Annotated in this window: 21 protein-coding genes; 5 read left to right on the top strand and 16 right to left on the bottom strand. The window is 39.1% G+C overall.

Features of this window, described 5'->3' with window-relative positions; translation table 11 throughout:
• Nucleotides 1–72: 72 nt before the first annotated feature.
• The 13 genes from H5163_RS01560 to H5163_RS01500 all read right to left on the bottom strand — a co-directional run bounded on the left by H5163_RS01560 (nucleotide 73) and on the right by H5163_RS01500 (nucleotide 11564).
• Nucleotides 73–336, bottom strand: a complete 264-nt coding sequence (locus H5163_RS01560) for a hypothetical protein (RefSeq protein ID WP_145236163.1) — start codon at nucleotides 334–336, stop codon at nucleotides 73–75.
• A gap of 194 nt (nucleotides 337–530) precedes the next feature.
• Nucleotides 531–1736 (bottom strand): PoNe immunity protein domain-containing protein, encoded by a 1206-nt coding sequence (locus tag H5163_RS01555; RefSeq protein ID WP_182734097.1) that lies wholly within the window; start codon nucleotides 1734–1736, stop codon nucleotides 531–533.
• Nucleotides 1737–1939: 203 nt separating this feature from the next.
• Nucleotides 1940–2773 (bottom strand): ADP-ribosylglycohydrolase family protein, encoded by an 834-nt coding sequence (locus H5163_RS01550; RefSeq protein ID WP_182734095.1) that lies wholly within the window; start codon nucleotides 2771–2773, stop codon nucleotides 1940–1942.
• A gap of 100 nt (nucleotides 2774–2873) precedes the next feature.
• Nucleotides 2874–3620: a hypothetical protein gene (locus tag H5163_RS01545; protein ID WP_182734093.1), complete on the bottom strand. Its 747-nt coding sequence runs from the start codon at nucleotides 3618–3620 to the stop codon at nucleotides 2874–2876.
• 70 nt (nucleotides 3621–3690) lie between these two features.
• Complete coding sequence (locus H5163_RS01540) at nucleotides 3691–4797, bottom strand: ISAs1 family transposase (protein WP_182734209.1); 1107 nt, start codon at nucleotides 4795–4797, stop codon at nucleotides 3691–3693.
• A 105-nt stretch (nucleotides 4798–4902) separates the two neighbouring features.
• Nucleotides 4903–5517 carry a hypothetical protein gene (locus H5163_RS01535; protein ID WP_182730846.1) on the bottom strand — a complete coding sequence of 205 codons (615 nt, stop codon included), beginning with the start codon at nucleotides 5515–5517 and terminating at the stop codon, nucleotides 4903–4905.
• Between the two features lie 161 nt (nucleotides 5518–5678).
• Nucleotides 5679–5957, bottom strand: a complete 279-nt coding sequence (locus tag H5163_RS01530) for a hypothetical protein (RefSeq protein ID WP_182734091.1) — start codon at nucleotides 5955–5957, stop codon at nucleotides 5679–5681.
• A 1072-nt stretch (nucleotides 5958–7029) separates the two neighbouring features.
• Nucleotides 7030–7281: a hypothetical protein gene (locus H5163_RS01525; protein WP_149980101.1), complete on the bottom strand. Its 252-nt coding sequence runs from the start codon at nucleotides 7279–7281 to the stop codon at nucleotides 7030–7032.
• 43 nt (nucleotides 7282–7324) lie between these two features.
• Nucleotides 7325–7729, bottom strand: coding sequence for a DUF1761 domain-containing protein (locus H5163_RS01520; RefSeq protein ID WP_145236169.1), 405 nt, complete (start codon nucleotides 7727–7729; stop codon nucleotides 7325–7327).
• A gap of 284 nt (nucleotides 7730–8013) precedes the next feature.
• Nucleotides 8014–8544 (bottom strand): response regulator transcription factor, encoded by a 531-nt coding sequence (locus H5163_RS01515; protein ID WP_182734090.1) that lies wholly within the window; start codon nucleotides 8542–8544, stop codon nucleotides 8014–8016.
• Nucleotides 8541–9782, bottom strand: a complete 1242-nt coding sequence (locus H5163_RS01510) for an ATP-binding protein (protein ID WP_145236312.1) — start codon at nucleotides 9780–9782, stop codon at nucleotides 8541–8543. Before H5163_RS01510 ends, H5163_RS01515 begins: the two co-directional genes overlap by 4 nt.
• 55 nt (nucleotides 9783–9837) lie before the next feature.
• Entirely contained in the window at nucleotides 9838–10242 is a 405-nt protein-coding gene (locus H5163_RS01505) for a DUF4440 domain-containing protein (protein WP_145236175.1), read from the bottom strand.
• 8 nt (nucleotides 10243–10250) lie between these two features.
• Complete coding sequence (locus tag H5163_RS01500; RefSeq protein WP_182734088.1) at nucleotides 10251–11564, bottom strand: amidohydrolase family protein; 1314 nt, start codon at nucleotides 11562–11564, stop codon at nucleotides 10251–10253.
• A 153-nt stretch (nucleotides 11565–11717) separates the two neighbouring features.
• Between H5163_RS01500 and H5163_RS01495 the strand changes: the two genes are divergently transcribed.
• Nucleotides 11718–12794: a ketoacyl-ACP synthase III gene (locus H5163_RS01495; protein ID WP_182734087.1), complete on the top strand. Its 1077-nt coding sequence runs from the start codon at nucleotides 11718–11720 to the stop codon at nucleotides 12792–12794.
• Nucleotides 12795–12849: 55 nt separating this feature from the next.
• Nucleotides 12850–13236 (top strand): VOC family protein, encoded by a 387-nt coding sequence (locus H5163_RS01490; protein WP_145236314.1) that lies wholly within the window; start codon nucleotides 12850–12852, stop codon nucleotides 13234–13236.
• A gap of 20 nt (nucleotides 13237–13256) precedes the next feature.
• On the opposite strand, the gene H5163_RS01485 is transcribed toward H5163_RS01490, so the two are convergent.
• Nucleotides 13257–14618 (bottom strand): M17 family metallopeptidase, encoded by a 1362-nt coding sequence (locus H5163_RS01485; protein ID WP_145236183.1) that lies wholly within the window; start codon nucleotides 14616–14618, stop codon nucleotides 13257–13259.
• Between the two features lie 94 nt (nucleotides 14619–14712).
• Nucleotides 14713–15162, bottom strand: coding sequence for a hypothetical protein (locus H5163_RS01480; protein WP_145236186.1), 450 nt, complete (start codon nucleotides 15160–15162; stop codon nucleotides 14713–14715).
• 162 nt (nucleotides 15163–15324) lie between these two features.
• On the opposite strand from H5163_RS01480, the gene H5163_RS01475 reads away from it, so the two are divergent.
• The 3 genes from H5163_RS01475 to H5163_RS01465 all read left to right on the top strand — a co-directional run bounded on the left by H5163_RS01475 (nucleotide 15325) and on the right by H5163_RS01465 (nucleotide 19934).
• A complete protein-coding gene (locus H5163_RS01475) occupies nucleotides 15325–15495 on the top strand; it encodes an oxidoreductase-like domain-containing protein (protein WP_145236189.1) in 171 nt (56 codons plus the stop codon).
• 300 nt (nucleotides 15496–15795) lie between these two features.
• Nucleotides 15796–18372: a TonB-dependent siderophore receptor gene (locus tag H5163_RS01470; RefSeq protein ID WP_145236193.1), complete on the top strand. Its 2577-nt coding sequence runs from the start codon at nucleotides 15796–15798 to the stop codon at nucleotides 18370–18372.
• Between the two features lie 107 nt (nucleotides 18373–18479).
• Nucleotides 18480–19934: a sulfotransferase gene (locus H5163_RS01465; protein ID WP_182734085.1), complete on the top strand. Its 1455-nt coding sequence runs from the start codon at nucleotides 18480–18482 to the stop codon at nucleotides 19932–19934.
• On the opposite strand, the gene H5163_RS01460 is transcribed toward H5163_RS01465, so the two are convergent.
• Nucleotides 19888–20802: an alpha/beta hydrolase gene (locus tag H5163_RS01460; RefSeq protein ID WP_145236199.1), complete on the bottom strand. Its 915-nt coding sequence runs from the start codon at nucleotides 20800–20802 to the stop codon at nucleotides 19888–19890. The two genes, H5163_RS01465 and H5163_RS01460, sit on opposite strands and share 47 nt — an antisense overlap.
• Nucleotides 20803–20858: the final 56 nt, after the last annotated feature.

The following is a 20858-nucleotide window of genomic DNA, read 5'->3' as shown; positions in this document are numbered from 1 at the left end:
AGTAACGTGCTATTTACAATATTAATACAAATACGCGACGGCGTGAGAGTTTTTCTCTATTAATTTATAAATTTAGGCTACAGCTGAAATCTGCTTAGCTTTTAGGTATTTATATAAACCAATTAATGAGGCTGCGATCCAAAATATTTCAATCACAAAACTTGCTAAATTAAAGTTATAACAAAGACTTATAAGCAACAAAATAGCGCCAGATAAATTCATCATGTTATATAAAAGCCCTGTTGGTGTGGCTTTACCCAGTTGTAGCATAAAAAACGCGCCAACCACTAAAAACGTACCTGTCATACCAACAATATCAAATAAAAGTGCAATCACGGGTGTCCCCTATCCTTTTTAATCATACCCAACAAACTGGCCCATTCCATGGGGAGGGTTGTTTTCAATCATTGAAACAGCAAACCGGGTAAGTTTAGCAGCCTCGCCAAAAGCGCACAGGATAAATGTCCGTATTTGAACTGAATAACCCCATATTTATCAGAGACTCTTGAACTTTAATTCAAATAATTGTGCTATTCATAACGAATCGACTCTAGCAAACGCTCTATTATAGGTAAGCAGTGTGTTTTATCTTTTTCCATAAAGGTAAACGTTAAACCCATAAAATATTTATCAAATTTTAAAGCATATACCAAGTAAGAAGTGACTTCAGTTTCGCCTTTCCAAACGCCTTGCATCAATTGTTCTTTAACAGTACCAATAGGTAAGTTTCGTTCATTTTCAACTCCAACCAGTTTATACCATGGCATATGCTTCATTAATGCTTCATACCTACCTGACGCAAATGAGTCTAATGTATTTTCGTCACTTTGGTACACAGTACCAGCACACTCCAGACCTTCATCATGGGTGATTAATGATAAGCGTTGCTCACTCTCATTTATCCAAGCATCATCAAGCGATAGAGTTAGTCGAGTTAAGCCAGGGTAAGTGATTGTATTTAATGCCTGCTCTTTTTGTTGAAGCTCTTTTTTAACGCCCTTTTCTTTCGGTAACTGTTCTGGTAGATCAAAAAAACCATAAGGAAAATATTTACCAAAATGAGTGTTTTTTAGGCTTATACCACGCATTTTTGCGACAGCAGCGGCTTCTACTGCCCAGTACCCAAAATAACCTATATGATAATCATCATTGTGGCTATTGTACCAATGTAAGCCTTTATAACGAATGTACCATTTTTTAGAATACTTTTTCAGTTCTTCTAAAAATTCACAATCGTCACTAATATTTGAGATAGTCAAAATTTGACCGATTTTTTTAAGGCGAACATCTTGACCTAGTTGTATATTGTTTGAACGATAACTCAACAGTTTTGCCAATATATAGCCATTACTGCCGCTACTTTGCCATTTTTCAGCCAATAATGCCCACGCTTTATCACTAACATCAACCAAAATAGCCAATGAAATAAGTTTGACTAATGTATATACACTATGTGGATAGCTACTCCACTCATTGTCTGTTTTAAGATAGTAAGTGATAGTCCGCTCGACTGTTTCTCTTATTGTGTCAATACTATGACCGAGTGAAAACTGACAGATTGATAATTCTATCCCAACGTTTATTAAACTATCTGATATTCTTTCCAATTGTTCATATTCAAGCTGTTGCGATCCAAGCATTTTCGATTCAATAACATTTTCACCATGCGCTAACATGCCCATTCTATTCGCATAGAATTGTTTTAATTTTCCTTCACGATTTGGGTAATCCCGCATTACATTAGCCACCATTAATTTGAGTCACTCTGGCAGCCTTACCACGAGGTATTTTTGGTCTGCCACCACTAACATGAACAATTTTTGAATAAGTAATTGTTCCATTTTCAGTTGTTCTAGCCAACACAGGATATAGTTGGCTTTTATTGTTTTTCGGAGGATTACTATTTTTTTAAAGTGTTTATGTAAATACGTTAGGTTAATCACAAAAACTTATTCTTAAGTTGAATGTCTAAATCTCTGAGATAATCTAATCCAAAGTTGTCCTTAGAAAAATTAGTAACGAGCTTATTTGGAAGAGTTTTATCAACACCATCATAACAACTTGCTATTCCGCAACTGATTGAAGCGACACTGTCTGTGTCTCCTCCAAAATCAACAGCTGACTTTATCAAAGCTTCATAGCTAAAATGCTGCATTAGGTTAGACATTACTGCGGCCAAAGTATCTTCTGACACTGCACGAACTCTTCCTTGCCAATTAGCATTAAACTTGTAACCTCGAGATGCAAGATACTCCGGCAATGTTTTAAGAGTCGCTTTGCTGTACAAGCCTGCATGTGCAGCAAGAGCAATGCAAACAGCAGCATCGACTGCAATTTGATGGTCATGAGTAACACGTGCTTGTATTGTGGCGTTGCGTATTACTACATCTTCATCTTTAAAAAAACCAATTGGTACAGCTCGCATCATTGCCCCATTGCCAAAGCTATCCGTTTTAACTAACCTTGCAAAATGGTCTGCATTTCTCGCCTCAGAAAATGCCGTTTGTAGTCGCTTTGCGTAGCCATGCACAGGATCACGTATATAGCATTGAAAAAATGCCTCGGCTATATGGGCTTCAGTCCAGTCAACATCGTTTAGCATTAACTCAGACAGCGCTAATGACATTTGAGTGTCATCAGTATAACACCCAGCAATGTTAGACAATTGATGCGCACGAAAGGTCTCGAGGTTATTTTCGGCTGATATAATTTCCTGATCTACAAACTCAAAACCCGCACCATATGCATCGGCAATTGCTATTTCTACCAACATAATATTTAACTCATTCTAAATTCGGAAAAAGTGATTATATAATACCCTTTTGGTTGAAAGTAAAAGGAATACTGTTATCCAATCACTTGTTTCTATAAAACTACTTGTTAATGTTTTTAAACATGGCATTAAAAACTTGCTCTGTTGATTGGTTATCTTCACGATGTATGTCATTTGCCGCAATCTTCTTTAAAATTGATATAAAGTCTTCATCAACTCTTAGCTTATTGTACATATCTTGGCTTAAAAACGCATACATAATACCATAGCCGCTTTCACCTACACTTCTGTTATATCGACGAAAACTTCTGGTAAGTATCCCTGTCTTCGTTTCAAAATTTGCAGCAAAATAACGCTCAAAAAAAAGTTTTGAATTAAGCGCCTCATCGATACCAGTTTGTAATAATTCTTTTGCCCTTTTTTGTACTAATTCATATGAAGTATCAAAATTAAAATTGAAGTGATAACCGGGCAGAAGAAACGTGCCTATTTTATCACCTTTTACATCTTTAAGTGCGTATTTTAAAAATTCACAGCCTGTTTCTTTATCAATACTAACTGTCGCTTCTACCACACACCCACAATCAAGCTCATACTTATAAATTTTATTCTTAAGTGAAAGTATTCGCTGTTCAATTGAGACACGTTTTCCGGTAGCACTATCAAAAACATAGAAATTTTTACTTGATGAACCATCTTCGAAATTAACACTTTCTTCCACTACAAAATGAGAGTCATTTTCAATGTAATATACATTAGTTATTTCACCGTACTCTAAGTCAGACCGAAAATCGGCCCGACTTAGAGGGTGAATCAAACTCTGAATATTTGAGTTACCTGTTACCATATCAATCTACCTGTTTCATATATAGCACTATCGGGGTCAGACCTCAGGGAAAGAGCATGAAAAAAGTTTATTATTTCAATACCTTTTCAAGGTAATCTGTACTGCGCATAGCTTTTTTCTGTTTTGCGGGCATGCCTTTATTAAAGCTTGTTTCTGCTTTTAGCTGATTAAATGCGATGTGTCTCAGCCCCGCAAATACAGGTGCTGCACCTTCACGCCTAATTCGGCAATCATCTTCTTTAAATCCGACATCTAAACGCCAATGTAATCCATTCTCTATTTGCCAATGTTGCCGTGCGGACCTTGCGAGTTCTTCCGCCGATAGATATGCTGAACTGATGTAGTATCTATAGCATAACTCATTGCTTACTTTGTTTTTTTCTTTCCTATAAGAAACAATAACTCCCACTGTTTTGGCATCTTTCCAATTGCTCGTTTCTGATAAATCACTTACGTTATGACTAACAGCACAACACCTGAATTCTTCTCTGTTTTTATGATAATCGGCTTCATTAAACAAAACTCCTACGGACGCTTGTCGTGTGACCTCAGGTAATAAAGCATTCTCTACTTGTGACAGCAGTCCTTTATGGTTCGCTTTTACTGCAAGTAGGTAATCGGCTTGTTTATCCACTATTGTCTCTGCAATTGATTTTTGACACCCCATCGCGTCAATCGTGACTAAGCAGCCTTTTATCTCCAGTAATTCAAGAAGCTCTGGTAACGCTGTTATTTCATTCGACTTTTTATCAACAGGGCATTGCGCCAAAACAACACCATTTTCGCACGCAAATGCACTGACCATATAAAGTGCATCGCGCCTATCTGACTGATTAAATGAACCTTTCAATCGCTTACCATCAATCGCAACTACATCGCCCTGAGTTAATTTAGAACAGTCTTTCATCCAAGAAGAAAAAGAATCTTGAAACTGCGTCATATCAATGCGACTCATCACACGAGCGATTGTGTCATGGCGAGGGATACCTTGCTCAAGAGGAACGTACTTCCAGAGCCAATCTAATCTATCATGGCCAAAATCTTCAATATCTTCCCAGCCTTGGCACCCAGATATGACAGCGCTGACAGCTAAGAATATGATATCAAAAAGTTTATTGACAACTTTCCCCTGCTGGCGAGGGTCATCAATTGATTCGAAATATTTAAATAGTTGAATAGTTGAATCTCAGGCATGGGGGCTCCTTAAAAAGGAGTATAAGATCATACTTTTAAGTCAAGATAAAGTTAGTGATCTGACCCTGAGACCTGACCCCATTATTTTTTACTCTACTGAATATATGGAGGTAACTTCAACTTTATTATCTTTCAAATGAATATTAGCTTTCCACAATTGAGAATTTATATAAACTTTTATAGAGTATGCATTCTTTTCAAATAAGCCTGTTACTACTGGACTAATTGAAACAGCGCCAGGAATACTGGTGAATTTATTTAATTGACTGTCAAAAAACCAGTCAAACATATTCACCCTTTTTTTAATGGCGTTCTCTTTGTTATTTCTCAACTCTTCCATAAACCTCCAGATAACCCCATAATCTTCTATAGCAACGGTAGGCTCTAAACGGATGGCTCCATCAAAGTTACAACTTTGATTAGTCACAGCGACTTCCAATGTGGCAACATAGGGCTCAACTTTATATCCGCCAACCACGCCATAATGTTTTTTGTAGCAAATGCCATCAGTATTCGAAGGCTCTTCTACAAATATTGTATCACCACATTTAAAATGGAATTTGCCCCTTGCGTCATTTAATTTCTTCATTACCATTAGCTTATGCTGGTTATTTAGAACGCTTTCTCCACAGCTAACATGCAAATTACTAGTACTAACAACACTTGCAATAGCTAGAATCGTCGGACCTATCGCGACCACCATGATTTCTCCTCTGGTTTATAACTATCGGGGTCATATAACTATCGGGATCACTATCGGGGTCAGATCTTGTTTTTTGCCACTAATTACATAAAGACAAAAAGTAAGACCTGACCCTATTCACTTTATTACTAAAGGGTGACTCTGTTTACTTTTCTGTTAGTTTAATCATCAGGCAAGGTAAGTAAATCATCAACTATTCCTAACTTACTAAGCAATGAAATGAATCTTGACTTTTTTTTATCTATCACATATTGCGCATCCATAACTACCGAAAAAACAACGTACTCAATGCCTTTTTCAAAATTCAATCTATCTCTTTTTATTAGCGTAGTGTAAGTTTTGACTTCAAGAGGTTTAAATATTACATCTCCTTCAAGTGGCGAAAACTCTACATTTTTAAACGATAATGGGTTGTCAAACGGGTTACTCGTTGCATACACGTCTTTTGCTCTATAAAACTTAAAAGCATGCTCAGTAAAATGAGTTTCATCGAAATAATTTGAAATTACTTTAATTTCAAATGCCGTATTATTTCTTAAAACAACACTCGTATTGCAATATACCAAATCGCAAATAGTATATACTACGGCTTCAATAGCTTTAGGTGGTTTTTCAATCGCATTTTAAAAGCATACCTGTGAATTAACTATTAAAAATAATAAAGTTAAAAATCTATATTTTGACATTATATTTCCTTGATGCACTATCGAAAAATTTGTGCCTTTCCTATTTTACTTTACGAGCACTTACTTCCTTCTAAAAAACTTTCCGAATATTTCATATATACAATCAGCAGTATAACTAAAAAGTGTAAGGAAGAAATAAAACAATAACGACAATGGTACTATTATTGTCAACAACCCCCAATCATTTGAACTATAAGAGATTTGGCAAATTGTCAATGCAACTATTGAAAACACACATAGTAAAGTAAATGCATTTTCTTTTACATCTTCAAAAAGAAAGCTCAAAGAAAAGAAATTGGATTTAGAACGAAAAATATAAAAAATACAAGTGGTTAACGCTATGGCTATCCCATAGTGGTGATTTAAACTAATCACCAATAAAAATTGAAATATAATAAAAATAAAAATTACTTTTTTAATCATTTTTATTCCTTATTGATTCTAAAACTATTTACAAAACGCGACATAACTAGAGTATGTTTTCTTTGTTCCTTGCATATACATTACCCCATATCCAACTTCGTAAGAAGCTCCGAGTGCATCTATAGAAAATGAATCTAGACGATGCTCAATTGCATACGCAGCTCCGTGTACCTTTGCGCTGTACTTCTTAAAACCTCTCAAAAATGCAGCTCCTATTGTTTCAATTTCCGAAGTAGACCAACCTCGGATACCATCAATATCATAAAAAAACTGTGCAATTACTATTTAAAGTCGTATTAAATTAAAGAGTTACAGTTTATTTATAGTTAAATCAGATACAGGAACAATCAGACTAAAAAATGATTAAATCAATAAAATATGAATATACGCTCAAATTAAATGACTACTTAAACGTAACTTTGCCGCCGATCATTTTATACGCGGGTGCGCCTCGGATAATTGCTTCTCGAGCAAAAGGGCGTGAGCAGTTGGGGCATACGCAAGGAATTGTGGTGAAATCTTGACTGATCCGTTCGATAAAACATTTAACCAATGCCCCTTTGCCGCCTTTACGATATTTGAATAGGGGAGCTTTACATTGACTACAAAAAATATCGACCGTTTTAGTAGGGCCTTTTTTATTCGGTTTTGCCATTATTTTGTTACTTTTACTACAAACACGCGAATAGATTAACAGCTTATGGCCAAAGTCCAAAGATTAAGCCCATTAAAGTAAACTGTAAAATATGGTAACCGCTATTGATTAAAAACAGCTTTAGTGGTCGTTGTTCATAAATATAGCTCATTCCTAAGGCACTGCTTACCCAACATAGTCCAACCGCAAAGCCAACGCCTACCGCAACCCCTAAATGTGGATGTGGTCCTAAAAACAGTGATAAGCCAAAAGCGATAAATAAAGATAAAACAAAACCGCCACCAAATACCCATTTTGGATTTGTTGCTTTTAAATCCAGCTCCGTTAATCCACAGCCTTCTAACCAGGCTCGTTGAAACAACCAAGGTGAATACCAAACGCCTCCTAACATAAAAGAAGACATGGCAGCTAATAATACGGCTACAAAATCCAGTTGTGATAAATCCATAATGACTACTTATGCTGATTGCAAAAAATACAATGATATTTTTACTGTAGTTAATGAACGCCATTGCAGCAACTATCTAAACTGCAAAACTATCTATGATGCGTGGCTGGTGCCCAAATATAAATGCACTAAAGTAACCTGAGCTTCATTTCAAGTGACTACAGGCGACTGTATTACTTAGTTGACCGGGTAAAACTTATTGCCTAAAAGGCAACAATAAACTTACTGAGCATTACTAAACCGGAAACCGTGATCCGAAATAACGCTCACTATTGCGCTAGGATTTACTGCTGAACTGGTTTTTTTTGTAGCTTACGCTGTAAAGTCCGCCGATGCATATTAAGTTGCCGAGCAGTTGCTGAAATATTGCCTTGATTGGTATGCAGCACTTGCTGAATATGTTCCCACTCAAGACGCTCTGGCGACATAGTTACAATATCATCTGCAATTAACTCAGTAGTTGGCTCGCATGTGCCTGTTAAGGCTCGTAATAACGTGAGCATATCAACGGGTTTTGTTAAATAATCATTTGCACCTAGGCGCATAGCCTCTACCGCTGTGGCAATACTGGCATAGCCTGTTAATAATACAATATGTGCGTCTGTTAGTAAGGCTCTCAGTGGTGCGATAAGAGCTAAACCGTTATCGTCAGCTAATTTCATATCTAACAGAATATGTGTCGGTGCGAAGTTTTTAGCTATGCCAATAGCCTCGGCTTTATCATGTGCCAGCTGACATGCAAAACCGTGTTTGTTTAAGCGCCGCGCTAACGTATTGGCAAGATTAATATCATCTTCAATAATTAATAGCTTCATACAGGCTCGACTTGTGGCTCATCAATGGTTAATTGTACTTTGGCAACCGCGCCACCTTGTGGGTGATTAAATAATGTTAAAGAGCCTTGTAAACGCTCAAATGTTACATTTGAAAGCATAACTGCAAGCCCCATCCCCGTTTCACTAGGCATTAACTGACCCCCTAACTCTGCCAATTGTGCTGCGCTAAATCCTTTACCAAAATCACGTATAACTAAACTCACTGTTTTAGGGTTATCTGGAGTCTGTTGCCAGTTCAATTCCAGTGTTTGTTGCTGTGCCTGTTGATTGGCAAAAGCAGCATTTTGCAACAAGTTTAATATCGCTGGCAGTAACATAGCATCATTAGTAACCGAGCTAGCAGGCGCTGCATTTAGCCAATTAAGCTGTTGATCGGGATACTGTAATAGCATTGTATCGCTAATTTGTTGAGCTAATGCGTTTAACGATACAGTCGCTGCAACCGTTTGTGTGCGTAGTTCAGATGACAGGGTACGAAACTGTTTTAACTGCTGTGCGCATTGCAACAAGGGCTGCTGCATGTCTTTCACAATCTCATTATCGGGCTGCTCTTCAAGAAGCTCTTCATACAATAATTGTAAATTGGCGATTGGGCTGGCTAATTGATGAGTAATTTGTGCCGCAGCACCATCAAGCGTGACTAACTGCTCTGCTCGTAATTGTTTTTCTCGCACAGTTGCAATTGTGCGCTCTCGCGAATGCAGTGCACGGTTCATAGTGCCGATAACGAATGCTATAACGCTAGCACTGATCACAAAGTTAACCCACATACCCACAAAGTGACTGGTCATTTGCATATGATGCATGCTGTGCTGAGGCATTTTAAATAGCAGCACGCTATAGGCGGTGATCGCTAATACAGCAATATAAGCTAAGCCGCGAGCACTGACACTCACCGCAGCAATCATTATTGGTAACAACAGTAACGACACAAATGCATTGGTCGCACCACCACTCAAAGACAGCAATACCGATAAAAAAAGCACATCGGCCGTAAGCTGCATTAACATCCCAAGTTCTTTCGCTTTACTGACATTACGATAAGCAATCACGCTTAAAATTTGGAATACGGCTTCAAGGGAGATCACTACCAGTAGAGGCAATAAAGGGATTTGGTGCTCAAGTAAAAAATAGACTGCTACAACGGCCAATAGTTGAATTGCAATTGCACCACTGCGTAACATCAGTAAACGGCTAATCGCAGGATCAGTGCGCATTAAAAACGCCATACATAACTACCTAATAAAAAATGCCTAATTAAAGAAGGTTAACCTAATCATCATCCATAGAGATACTAAACACAGCACACGGCGTTCCTTGATGAAACACCATTTTCCACTGGCCTTCGGTTAATCGCCATAGCGACATCCGTAACGAATAGTTAAACTCAGCGCGCGCAGAGCGCCGATATGCCGCTTGATAACTTAGTTGGGCAATATCATCACTAAGCATTCGGCCTTTAAAATGCTGATTGTAAAACTGCGGCACGACTTCGGTAGGTAACCGCGTTAATACTTGATATTTATTAAATACAGTACCATTAGCGGCAATTTCAATAAAATCATCATCGAGCAAAGCATCCAATGCCTGCTCAGATTGACGGATCTCAGGATCTAATAACTGGCGCTCAGCGTCAATCAAATGATTAAACAATGATGCCTTGATTTTGCTGCCCATACTGTATCCTACAATTGGTGTTTATATATTTGCCCTGCTTTCATCACAAATTGTACATTTTGCAATGTCGTTATATCATCAAGAGGAGAGCCATTAACGCTGATGATATCTGCTTGTTTACCAACACTCAACTGCCCTAGTCGGTCTTGTTGGCCGAGTAACTTAGCGGCATTAACTGTTGCTGACATAATAGCCTGCTTTTCAGTCATGCCATATTTAACTAACCATAAAAACTCATCAGCATTATTACCATGGCGTGATACGCCAGAATCTGTACCAAAAGCAATATTAACATTGTTTTTTAATGCCAGCTTAAATGAAGCTGCAACATTTGGTACAACGGTGCGTACTTTATCAGCAATAGCTGTTGGCATATTTGGGTTACTGAGTACTTCTTGACTGACCGTTTGGCCTGCCAATAACGTGGGCACTAAATAAGCGTTATATTGCTTAAATAACTTTACAGTCTCTTTGTCTAGGTAAGACCCATGTTCAATTGAATCAACACCTGCACGTAATGCCGCTTTGATCCCTGATGTACCATGAGCATGGGCTGTTACGCTGCGCCCTAAGTTATGTGCAGTATCAACAATCGCCATCAACTCTTGATCTGTGAACTGCTGATTGACACCCGCTGCGGTATTACTTAACACCCCACCCGTTGCGGTAATTTTAATTACATCAGCACCTGATTTAATTACTTCACGAACCGCGCGGCGACAATCATCAGCACCATCACACACCCCTAACCCTCCACTTATCACATCACTAATATCTTTACGGTAACCGTGCAGATCAGCATGCCCGCCCGTTGGGGTAATTGTATCTCCTGCAGCAAAAATACGTGGCCCTTGAATATCTCCACGCTCAACGGCACGCTGTAGTGGAAAGATCACTTTATAACTGCTACCTAAATCACGTACCGAGGTAAAACCGGCATCAAGACTACGCTGTAAATATTTAATTGAGCGCAGAGCATAGTCCGCTTCATACTCTGTAAGCCATTGATGAGGGTTTGCGTTTGCGTCACGCTCAAATGTAACATGTACGTGCATATCAATTAATCCAGGCATAACAAATTGATTTTTTAAATCAATGATCTTTGCATCGGGCAATGCTAGATCGGTAACACTCACATAGCCTTTTTCGATGCGCGTGATGATAGCGTCTTCTATAACAATAGTGCGTTGCTTTTCTAATGTTTGTTCAGCACCTGCTAACATTGATCCTGCGTAAATAACCTGAGTTTGTGTTGCAAAACTCGCCGCAGAATATACCGTCGTACCCAATGCAGCCAAGATAGTAATTAATTTTTGTTTCATGTTTACCTCATTTTTCTACTACCATTAGCCTAAATTACGTTTAATTACCACTATTTACGACGTAAGCTAAGTTATAAACTAGTCTTAGAACTGGATTTTTGGTATAAATCAAACATAGATGACACATGTCTGACCACTTAAAGAGAGCACACTATGACCTACGCACACATAACGGGTTGGGGTAAATGTATCCCACCAGCGCGTATTAGCAACGATGAAATTAGCCAATTAGTTGATACCAATGATGAATGGATCACATCCCGCACTGGTATAAAAGCCCGTAGAGTAAGCCACGTTAGTACTGCAGAGCTTGCCACTGTAGCAGCTAAACATGCAATAGCCTGTGCTGGCATTGATGCTAAAGACATTGACTTAGTGTTATTAGCAACATGTACGCCCTCGACTATTGTGGCAAACACAGCTTCGTTAGTACAAAAAAACATTGGTGCAGTTGGCGCTGCCGCTATGGACACCAATGCAGCTTGCTCTGGTTTTTTATATGCAATACAAGCAGCGACTGCACAAATTCAAGCCGGTATGATCAAAAAAGCTGTAGTAATTGCTGCTGAACGTATGACCTGGTATGTAAACTGGGATCGCCGTGACAGTGCGGTGTTATTTGGTGATGGCGCCGGTGCCGTAGTACTTGAAGCAGCAGACACGCCAGCGGGTTTACTCGCGACAAAAACAGGCTGTGATAGCGAAGACCGTGATATCTTGCATATCACTAACTTTGGTAGTGACTTAAATAAATATGTGCCTATTGGGCCATCTGATTTATTATTTGAAGGTCGCGAAATCTTTAAGCGCGCAGTAAAGGGCATGAGTGAAGCCTGTGACGATGTGCTCACACAAGCAAATTTGAGCCTTTATGATATCGATGTACTTGTGCCACACCAAGCAAATTTACGTATCATTCAAGCCATTCAACATCGCTTAAAAGTGCCAGATGAAAAAGTAATGGTTAACATTGGCGAATACGGCAATACATCGGCAGCAACTATTGCAATCGCATTATGCGAAGCTGTTGAGCAAGGATTAATTAAACCACATGCTAATATCATGTCTGCAGCATTTGGTGCCGGATTAACTTGGGCTGCTAGTTACATAAAATGGGGCGAACGCGTCACGCCAATCAGCGTTAGCGATGCAGCACTACCACCGTGTGATAAAACCGGTTTAGAGTTAGTGGCCCCCGCAGTAGCAGCTTGCAAAGGTAGTGATCAATAACATACTCAATATGGCGCAGCTATACTGCGCCATTTACCACAGATAGCTAAAAATGATGCAATTGCTAGGAATTCACCACGCTGCAATTATATGCAGCGATTACACCCGCTCAAAACATTTTTATCATCAGATCTTACAGCTGCCCATAATTGCAGAGCATTTTCGCCAACATCGCCACTCATACAAATTAGATTTAGCCTTGCCTGATGGTAGCCAAATAGAGCTATTTTCATTTGATAATGCACCAAAGCGACCTAGTTACCCAGAAGCACAAGGTTTACGACATTTAGCATTTAAAGTGGCCAATATTGAGCAAAGTAAAGTGTATTTGCAAAGCCAAGGTGTGGCAGTAGAAGAGATTCGAACTGATGAATACACAGGTAAACAATTTACCTTTTTTGCAGATCCTGATGGGTTACCGCTTGAGCTTTATGAGGCATAACCTCACAAAGCTCAATAAATTTATTTAAAACGACTTTGTAAGTAGTTAAATACGGCACGAATACCGAGTGCTTCACCACCGACTGGACGACCTGGTAATGAGCGGATATTCCATGCCATTACATCAAAATGTACCCATGGTGTGGTTGGCTCTACAAATTCTTTTAAATAAAGTGCAGCAGTAATTGCCCCGCCGAATGGGGTACTTGCACAGTTAGCCATATCAGCAACATCACTTTTTAATAAACTTTTATATTGCTCAAAAAGCGGTAATTGCCAAACAGGGTCGCTTACTGCAATACCGGCGTCAATAATGCCATTGGCAACATCACGCTCAGTTGAGAAAAACCCTGGTAACTCAGTGCCTAACGCAATACGACAAGCACCGGTTAAGGTTGCAAAATCAATGATCAACTCAGGATTGTCATTTTGTGCCTCCGTGAGTGCATCACATAACACTAAACGCCCCTCTGCGTCGGTGTTATCGATTTCGACCATAATACCTTTTCGTGTTTTAATTACATCGCCAGGGCGAAATGCATTGCGCGATACCGCATTCTCAACAGCGGGTACCAACACGCGTAAACGAATTGGTAAATTTGCCGCCATAATTAACTGCGCTAAACCAATTACATGAGCTGCGCCGCCCATGTCTTTTTTCATATTGCGCATACCTGAGCTTGGTTTAAGATCTAAACCACCAGAATCAAAACAAACACCTTTGCCGACTAAGGTGATCAAAGGAGCATCTGCAGCGCCCCAGTGTAAATCAAGTAAACGCGGTTTATTTTCACTGGCGCGGCCTACCATGTGGATAGTTGGATAGTTTTGTTCTAATAATTCATCCCCTATCCATTCATTGAATTGACCATTGTAAGTGTGTGCTAAATCAGCCATCACTTGTGATAAGTGCTGTGGCATCATGTCTACGGCGGGAGTATTAACTAGATCTCTAACTAAGTTAATCGCATTTGCTTGGCGTGTAATACGCGCAAACAATGCTTCATCGGCAATTGCTAATTGTGCTTTTACAGCACCTTTGGCTTTATATTCGCTAAATTCATAACCACCAAGTATAAAACCCAGAGCAATCTGTTCTAATTGTTGTTCACACTCTTGAACTTGGTAAATTCCTGCTGGCAGTTTGCTGGCTAATTCACCCGCGAGCCAAAAGTCATCAACGCTATTAACTAAACAATACACCTGACTTAGCGCTCCACTTTGTGGATTGACCACCAAGGCTAAACCTTGTTTTGCAAAATCACAGCTATTTAGCCAGTTTTGTAAAAAAATTGGCTGCTGTGCTTGCCATGTAGCTAAGTCATTTTTAACAATAAAAGATAAAGGAATACCCGTAGAACTATGACGAATTAATGTACTCATTAAATGACTCGTTTAAAATTATATGATGATCAAGCATATCAATAACTCAGCATAAAAGGTATAGCACAAAGACTATCCTTTAAACTGCATGGCATTATTTTTTTACAGGTGGTTTTACGTCTGATTTTGCCGTTTTTTCAGCGTGGTGGTGTTGCTGCTCTTCATCAGCGATCTGCTGGTCAATATCTTTAAGTGATTTATTTATATTAAATGAACTTGGCAGTACATCAACTCCAACCCATTGACCCAACTTAACAACCAGTGGAATAGTCACAGGTGCAAAAGGTAAAACAGCAAAAACACCTAAACCCAATCCTTTGAGAATATCAACAAACTGGGCATTCGCTTTTTGCAGATCCTCTTTACTCACATCTCCTTGGGTGTAGCGACGATAAATTGTGAGCATTTCTTTGGTTTCTTGCTTTTCCTGCGCCAGTGCAATTTTAAGTGCTACCATAGCGCGCTTAAAACGCAACTGTTGGCGTTTTGTACTAATTTTTGCCACTCGAATTGGGGCACGATGAATAACTTTATATAGTCGCATAACGCTATTCTCACATAGCCTTAACGCTTCACAAAGCATAATTTAATACAATCACCGATTAACAGATCAACATCATTTCTCAACTAGCAAAAAAGCCATGATTAAGTATAATCACGGGCCAATAAACAGCCCATGCTATTAAATCTGTAAATAATGAATAAAATGCCGCAAAACACAGCCGATATACCATACCGAGTTGACGACACAAAACCAACCAGACCGACTGCTGATCAGTGCTGCGGTGGTGGCAGTTGTTGCCCATGTGTTTGGGATGAATACCGAGAAGCGTTAAAAGTTTGGCGACAACAAAATCCTGAACAAACTGATCATTAATAATTATTGAACTTTATTGAATTTTACTTAGTCTAAAGATTTATTTACAAAATTATTATTTCATTTACTTATAAAAAAATCCCACTTATTACTTTATTTCTAATTTCCCTTTTCAAAATATCATTACTTTTCATATAGGTATGTAAACCTCTAATTTCCTCTATAGAAAAACCAAAAAAAACCAAATCATTTAACACCTTGCACAATTATTTAACAAGTTGTATAACTTTAATAGACTATTTGGCTTTTTAAAAATCATATAGTTACGAAATTACAATAATTCTAACTGGGGAAATTAGAATGAAATTTAGAAATAACATATTAAATCATGCAGTTAAACTTGCATTAACGACAACCACCGCAGGCTTATTTATTTCGGGGACTGCCTTAGCTGCAGATGAACAAGCTGAAGTAACTAAAGTAAATAAAAATGTAGAAAAAATAGCCGTAGTGGGTACTCGCTCTGCACCGCGTTCTATTGGTGATTCACCGGTACCTATCGATATCATCGGTGGTGAAGAACTTGGTAAATCAGGTAATACGGATATGCTCGAGCTATTAAAAGGCTCAATTCCATCATTAAACGTGCATTCAATGCCTATTAGTGACGCAGCATCTTTGGTTCGTCCAGCTAACTTACGTGGCTTACCTTCTGACAGTACATTGATATTACTCAATGGTAAACGTCGTCATCGTGCCTCTGTTATTGCCTTTTTAGGTGGCGGCATAAACGATGGCGCACAAGGTGCGGACATTTCAGTTATTCCAAGTATCGCTCTAAAACAAGTTGAAGTACTAAGAGATGGCGCAGCCGCTCAGTACGGCTCAGATGCGATTGCTGGGGTTATCAACTTTGTACTAAAAGATGCCTCAGAAGGCGGCAGTTTCGAAGTACGCCAAGGTCAGTACTATGAAGGCGACGGTGATACAACACAGATTTCCGGTAACATTGGTCTACCATTTACCGACAATGGCTTCGCAAATTTAAGTTTCCAATACAAAACGGCTGACGCAACTAGCCGTTCAGTGCAACGTTTTGATGCAGCAAACTTAATTGAGGCTGGTGTTCCTGACATTGCCCCGATTACACAAATATGGGGCGCACCAGAAGTTGATGACGATATCTCTATTTTTGGTAATGTCGGCCTTGAGCTGACTAAAAACTCCGAATTTTACATGTTTGGTAACTATTCAGAGCGTGATGTACGCGGTGGTTTTTACTATCGTAATCCTCACACTCGCCCTGGGGTCTATTCAAACGATGGTGGTGAAACATTGTTAGTTGGCGATTTAACTGGCGATATGAGTGGTAACTGCCCTACTAACATCATGATTGATGACAACGTATTAGATAACCCAGTTTACATCAACCAAGTAGCTAATAATCCAGACTGTTTTGCCTTCAATGAAATGTTACCTGGCGGTTTTACGCCTAACTTTGGTGGCAACATTACAGATACCTCGCTTACAATAGGTACTAAAGGCGAGTTCACTGGTGGTATGTTAGAAGGTGCGTACTACGACTTAAGTGGTACGGTCGGCTTTAATGAATCTCGTTACTTTATTTACGACACTATTAATGCGTCATTAGGCCCTGATAGCCCGCGTGATTTTAGCCCAGGTAAATACTCACAATTAGAGAAAAACTTTAATTTTGATTTATCAAAAGGCTTTGATTTTGATCTAGCATACGATGTGAACATAGCCGGTGGCCTTGAATGGCACGAGGAAACATTTACAGTTACCTCTGGCGATGTAGCATCATTTACAGCAGGCCCACTAACGGATCAAGGTTTTGGTATCGGTTCAAATGGTTTCCCTGGCTTTAAACCATCTGACGCTGGTGAATATACTCGTCGCAACTACGCGGCTTATCTTGATATTGAAGCCCCATTTACTGAAGAGTTCTTAATGGGTTTAGCCCTACGCTATGAAGACTATGATACGTTTGGCTCTACTGTTAACTATAAATTGATGGCTCAATATCACTTAACCGATGATTTAAATGTTCGTGGTTCAATCAGTTCAGGCTTTCGCGCGCCTACAGTTGGCCAAGCCAATGTCAGTAACGTGCAAACAAACCTAAGCAGTGGCGTATTGGTCGACTCTGCTTTACTACCACCGACCAATCCAATTGCGGTACAGTTAGGCGGTACAGAGCTTGAGCCTGAAGAGTCGCAAAGTTATACCTTTGGCGCGGTATACACCATCGGTGAAGTATTTCTAACCATTGATTATTACAATATCCAAGTTGATGACCGTATTAGTCAATCTGATAAAATCGAGCTGAGTCAAGCTGATAAAGATACGCTTGAAGCCGCTGGTGTGCCAAACGTGCAAAGCTTAGCGCAGGTAAGCTTCTTTACTAATGACTTTGATACCACAACTCAAGGTATAGACTTTGTAGCAAACTATGCCACAGATTTACTCGGTGGTAGCTCAACATTTAGTTTAGCTTACAACTGGAATGAAACTGAGGTTACTCGCTCAACTAATATTACTGGGGTGTTTAAAGTAAGCCGTTTAGAAAATGACTTACCAAATCACCGTGGTACGCTTAGTTGGTCACAACAATGGGAAAGTTTCTCAATGTTTACTCGTGCAAATTATTTTGGTGAATACCAAGGTGTGCATGTAGATTATGACGATACAGCAAAAATGGCAGATGCGGCAATTACGCTCGACGCTGAAGTAACTTACTTTTTGAATGATTCGATTAGTTTCTCAGTCGGCGCACAAAACCTGCTCGACCAAGAAGCAGAGAAACTTGATTTTACCGTGGCACCTAATAATAACTGGGGTGGTAAATACTATGAAACTTCGCCATATGGTATAAACGGCGGCTTCTATTATGCCAAAGCAACTTATACGTTTTAATCATAATTAAGCGTTGAAAAGAAAGGCGAAATGCTCAAGACATTTCGCCTTTTTCGTGCTATACCCAAATAATAAATATAGTAATTAAAAAATAAAAAAAGTGATGTATGTTGCTAAAAAAAGCTAACCAACTACTTGCCGAAAACAAACTCCAAGAAGCGGAGTTTCACTATAAAACCTTGCTTGAAAGTGATCCCCAAAATGGCGAAGCGCTATTTGGTTTGGGCCGTATTGCACTGCGCTTAGAGCGCTTTGATGCTGCAGTTTATTTATTACAAAGAAGCTGTGAACGTCTACCTAATATGTTGGAGCCACTGCACGCGTTAGCGGATGCATTTAATGGCGTTAATTCGCCAAATGATGCATTAACCGTACTGGAGTATGCAAAAAGCATTGCTAGTCATAACCCAGAGCCACACTATTATCTCGCACAACATTATTTAACCCATGGCGAATTAGATAAAGCACATACCACCTTTGCACAAGCACTAAGTATTGGTTTATATCCGGTCACTGCTTATATTTTATTTGAACTGGTACAACTTGGCCGCTTTGATCAACAGCATAACTACATCAGTAACTTGCATCATTTACTCACACAAACCAATAATTTACGTTTAAAAATGGTTTGTTATTACGCCTTGGCAAAAAGTTATGATCAACTCAATGATATAGAACAAGCTGTAAATTATTATAAACTAGCCAATAAATTGCAGCTGCAATTGAGTAGCTTCAACACTGAACAATTAACGCCGTTTTATCAAAGTATTATACGTTATAACCCAAAAAGTTTATTTGCCACTATCAAGCCTGGATTTACTGGTACTGTTACGCCCGTTTTTATTATTGGCATGCCACGCAGTGGCTCAACATTATTAGAACAAATGTTAGCTTCACATAGTGAATTTGCAAGCCTTGGGGAAGATCGCTGTATTAGCTCGCAAGTTGTTGCATTCATAGAACAACAAACCAAGTTGTCCTACCCTGAATGTATCAGCGCACTAACACCGCAACTGATTGAGCAAGCGCGGGCTCTTTATACCGCACGGTTAAAACAAGCAAAACCTATTCGCGCGTTCATGATCAACAAATTGCCCGCTAATTATCAATCGTTAGGGCTTATCTATTTATTGTTTCCAAATGCTAAGTTTATTAACTTGCAGCGCGATTTTAATGCCACAGCTTGGTCCGTTTATAGTAATTACTTTGCAGAAAATGAACCTTATTTTTGCTCATTACCTGAATTTAAACGTTACTATGATTTATACCAAGGTTTGATGACGCATTGGCAACAAGCAATACCTTCGGCTATCTTAGATGTTCATTATGAGCAACTGATCAGCGAGCCGCGCGATACGTTAAAAAGCGTATTTACATTTTTAGGTACCGCATTTGAAGCACAATGTTTAGACTTTTATAAATCAAAAAAACCAGTTACCACGCTTAGCAAAGCAGCTGTACGAAAACCGCTACATAACCGTGCAATAGAACACTGGAAACGTTTTGAAACGCCACTCAGGGCGTTGCTGAATGACGCTCAAACCACGTCACTAGATCCTTAAATTGATCTGCTTTAGCACTAGCGTGCGTTAACATATTAATATGATCGTAATCATATTGATGGCCGTGTTTTTTCCCGTACATTTGCAGGTGTTGAATACCAGTACCTGACTCGGCAATAAATTTTTCAATATCAATTTGTTGTGCAAGCGCTTTGTCTTTCACCCCCCCTATGTGTAAGGTCGGTGGCAAACTTAAGCCAGCCACAGCTTGCGCGTAATCAAACCCGTCGTCGCTATCTAACCATGGTTTACGTTTAGCCCATTGCATACTTTGATAATGCGACTTTTTAGTTTCATCATCACTGCCCCACTTGAGTCTTTTGGCGGGTAAATAACCATGTTTTTTAGCCAGTATTGGCGCTAAAAAATACCAAATCAAATTTCCTTGAAGGTATTTTTGTGGATGATGATTATAAAGCGAGCGTTTAGTACCAAAGTAAGCACATGCTTTTACATCATTGATATACTGTGGGAAACGCGCAAACACACTATTCATTAATACACCACCCCAGGAATGGGCTACCCAATACGCTGGTGGTCTACCTTCACGCTCGGTAATTTTAGCAATAAAAGCGGGAATATCTTCAATAATAGCTTCGGTTTGGCCATAGTGAGCATGCTTTGAGATAGCCGGTTTGCTGTCACCACGACCTCGTAGATCAGCCACATAACACACATATCCTTGCTCAGCTAAAAAAGGTGCTAAACCCTTATTTGAATGCGTATAAAATATTTTGCCATTTTCAACAGCACCATGCATAAACAACACAGCTGGCCCAGCGGCTTTGCTGTTATCTGCTATGCGGCGCAAATGTAATGTTTGTAGCTCAGTTAGTTTAATAAATACTGATTCTTGTACGATCGCCATTTCAGTTCCTTGTTGTCATTGTTATGAACCGCAACTCATCCTACCAGTAATTTAAA

Origin of the sequence: Pseudoalteromonas sp. SG44-8 (assembly GCF_014164125.1) — a bacterium.
GTDB lineage: Bacteria > Pseudomonadota > Gammaproteobacteria > Enterobacterales > Alteromonadaceae > Pseudoalteromonas > Pseudoalteromonas rhizosphaerae.
This window is presented reverse-complemented; position numbering and strand designations above follow the sequence as displayed.

What these genes read in the sequence shown, in the direction of transcription:
- H5163_RS01555 (WP_182734097.1), bottom strand. Translation starts at nt 1,736, where the DNA reads ATGCGGGATTACCCAAATCGTGAAGGAAAATTAAAACAATTCTATGCG.
- H5163_RS01550 (WP_182734095.1), bottom strand. Translation starts at nt 2,773, where the DNA reads ATGTTGGTAGAAATAGCAATTGCCGATGCATATGGTGCGGGTTTTGAG.
- H5163_RS01545 (WP_182734093.1), bottom strand. Translation starts at nt 3,620, where the DNA reads ATGGTAACAGGTAACTCAAATATTCAGAGTTTGATTCACCCTCTAAGT.
- H5163_RS01535 (WP_182730846.1), bottom strand. Translation starts at nt 5,517, where the DNA reads ATGGTGGTCGCGATAGGTCCGACGATTCTAGCTATTGCAAGTGTTGTT.
- H5163_RS01525 (WP_149980101.1), bottom strand. Translation starts at nt 7,281, where the DNA reads ATGGCAAAACCGAATAAAAAAGGCCCTACTAAAACGGTCGATATTTTT.
- H5163_RS01520 (WP_145236169.1), bottom strand. Translation starts at nt 7,729, where the DNA reads ATGGATTTATCACAACTGGATTTTGTAGCCGTATTATTAGCTGCCATG.
- H5163_RS01515 (WP_182734090.1), bottom strand. Translation starts at nt 8,544, where the DNA reads ATGAAGCTATTAATTATTGAAGATGATATTAATCTTGCCAATACGTTA.
- H5163_RS01510 (WP_145236312.1), bottom strand. Translation starts at nt 9,782, where the DNA reads ATGCGCACTGATCCTGCGATTAGCCGTTTACTGATGTTACGCAGTGGT.
- H5163_RS01505 (WP_145236175.1), bottom strand. Translation starts at nt 10,242, where the DNA reads ATGGGCAGCAAAATCAAGGCATCATTGTTTAATCATTTGATTGACGCT.
- H5163_RS01500 (WP_182734088.1), bottom strand. Translation starts at nt 11,564, where the DNA reads ATGAAACAAAAATTAATTACTATCTTGGCTGCATTGGGTACGACGGTA.
- H5163_RS01495 (WP_182734087.1), top strand. Translation starts at nt 11,718, where the DNA reads ATGACCTACGCACACATAACGGGTTGGGGTAAATGTATCCCACCAGCG.
- H5163_RS01490 (WP_145236314.1), top strand. Translation starts at nt 12,850, where the DNA reads ATGCAATTGCTAGGAATTCACCACGCTGCAATTATATGCAGCGATTAC.
- H5163_RS01485 (WP_145236183.1), bottom strand. Translation starts at nt 14,618, where the DNA reads ATGAGTACATTAATTCGTCATAGTTCTACGGGTATTCCTTTATCTTTT.
- H5163_RS01480 (WP_145236186.1), bottom strand. Translation starts at nt 15,162, where the DNA reads ATGCGACTATATAAAGTTATTCATCGTGCCCCAATTCGAGTGGCAAAA.
- H5163_RS01475 (WP_145236189.1), top strand. Translation starts at nt 15,325, where the DNA reads ATGCCGCAAAACACAGCCGATATACCATACCGAGTTGACGACACAAAA.
- H5163_RS01470 (WP_145236193.1), top strand. Translation starts at nt 15,796, where the DNA reads ATGAAATTTAGAAATAACATATTAAATCATGCAGTTAAACTTGCATTA.
- H5163_RS01465 (WP_182734085.1), top strand. Translation starts at nt 18,480, where the DNA reads ATGTTGCTAAAAAAAGCTAACCAACTACTTGCCGAAAACAAACTCCAA.
- H5163_RS01460 (WP_145236199.1), bottom strand. Translation starts at nt 20,802, where the DNA reads ATGGCGATCGTACAAGAATCAGTATTTATTAAACTAACTGAGCTACAA.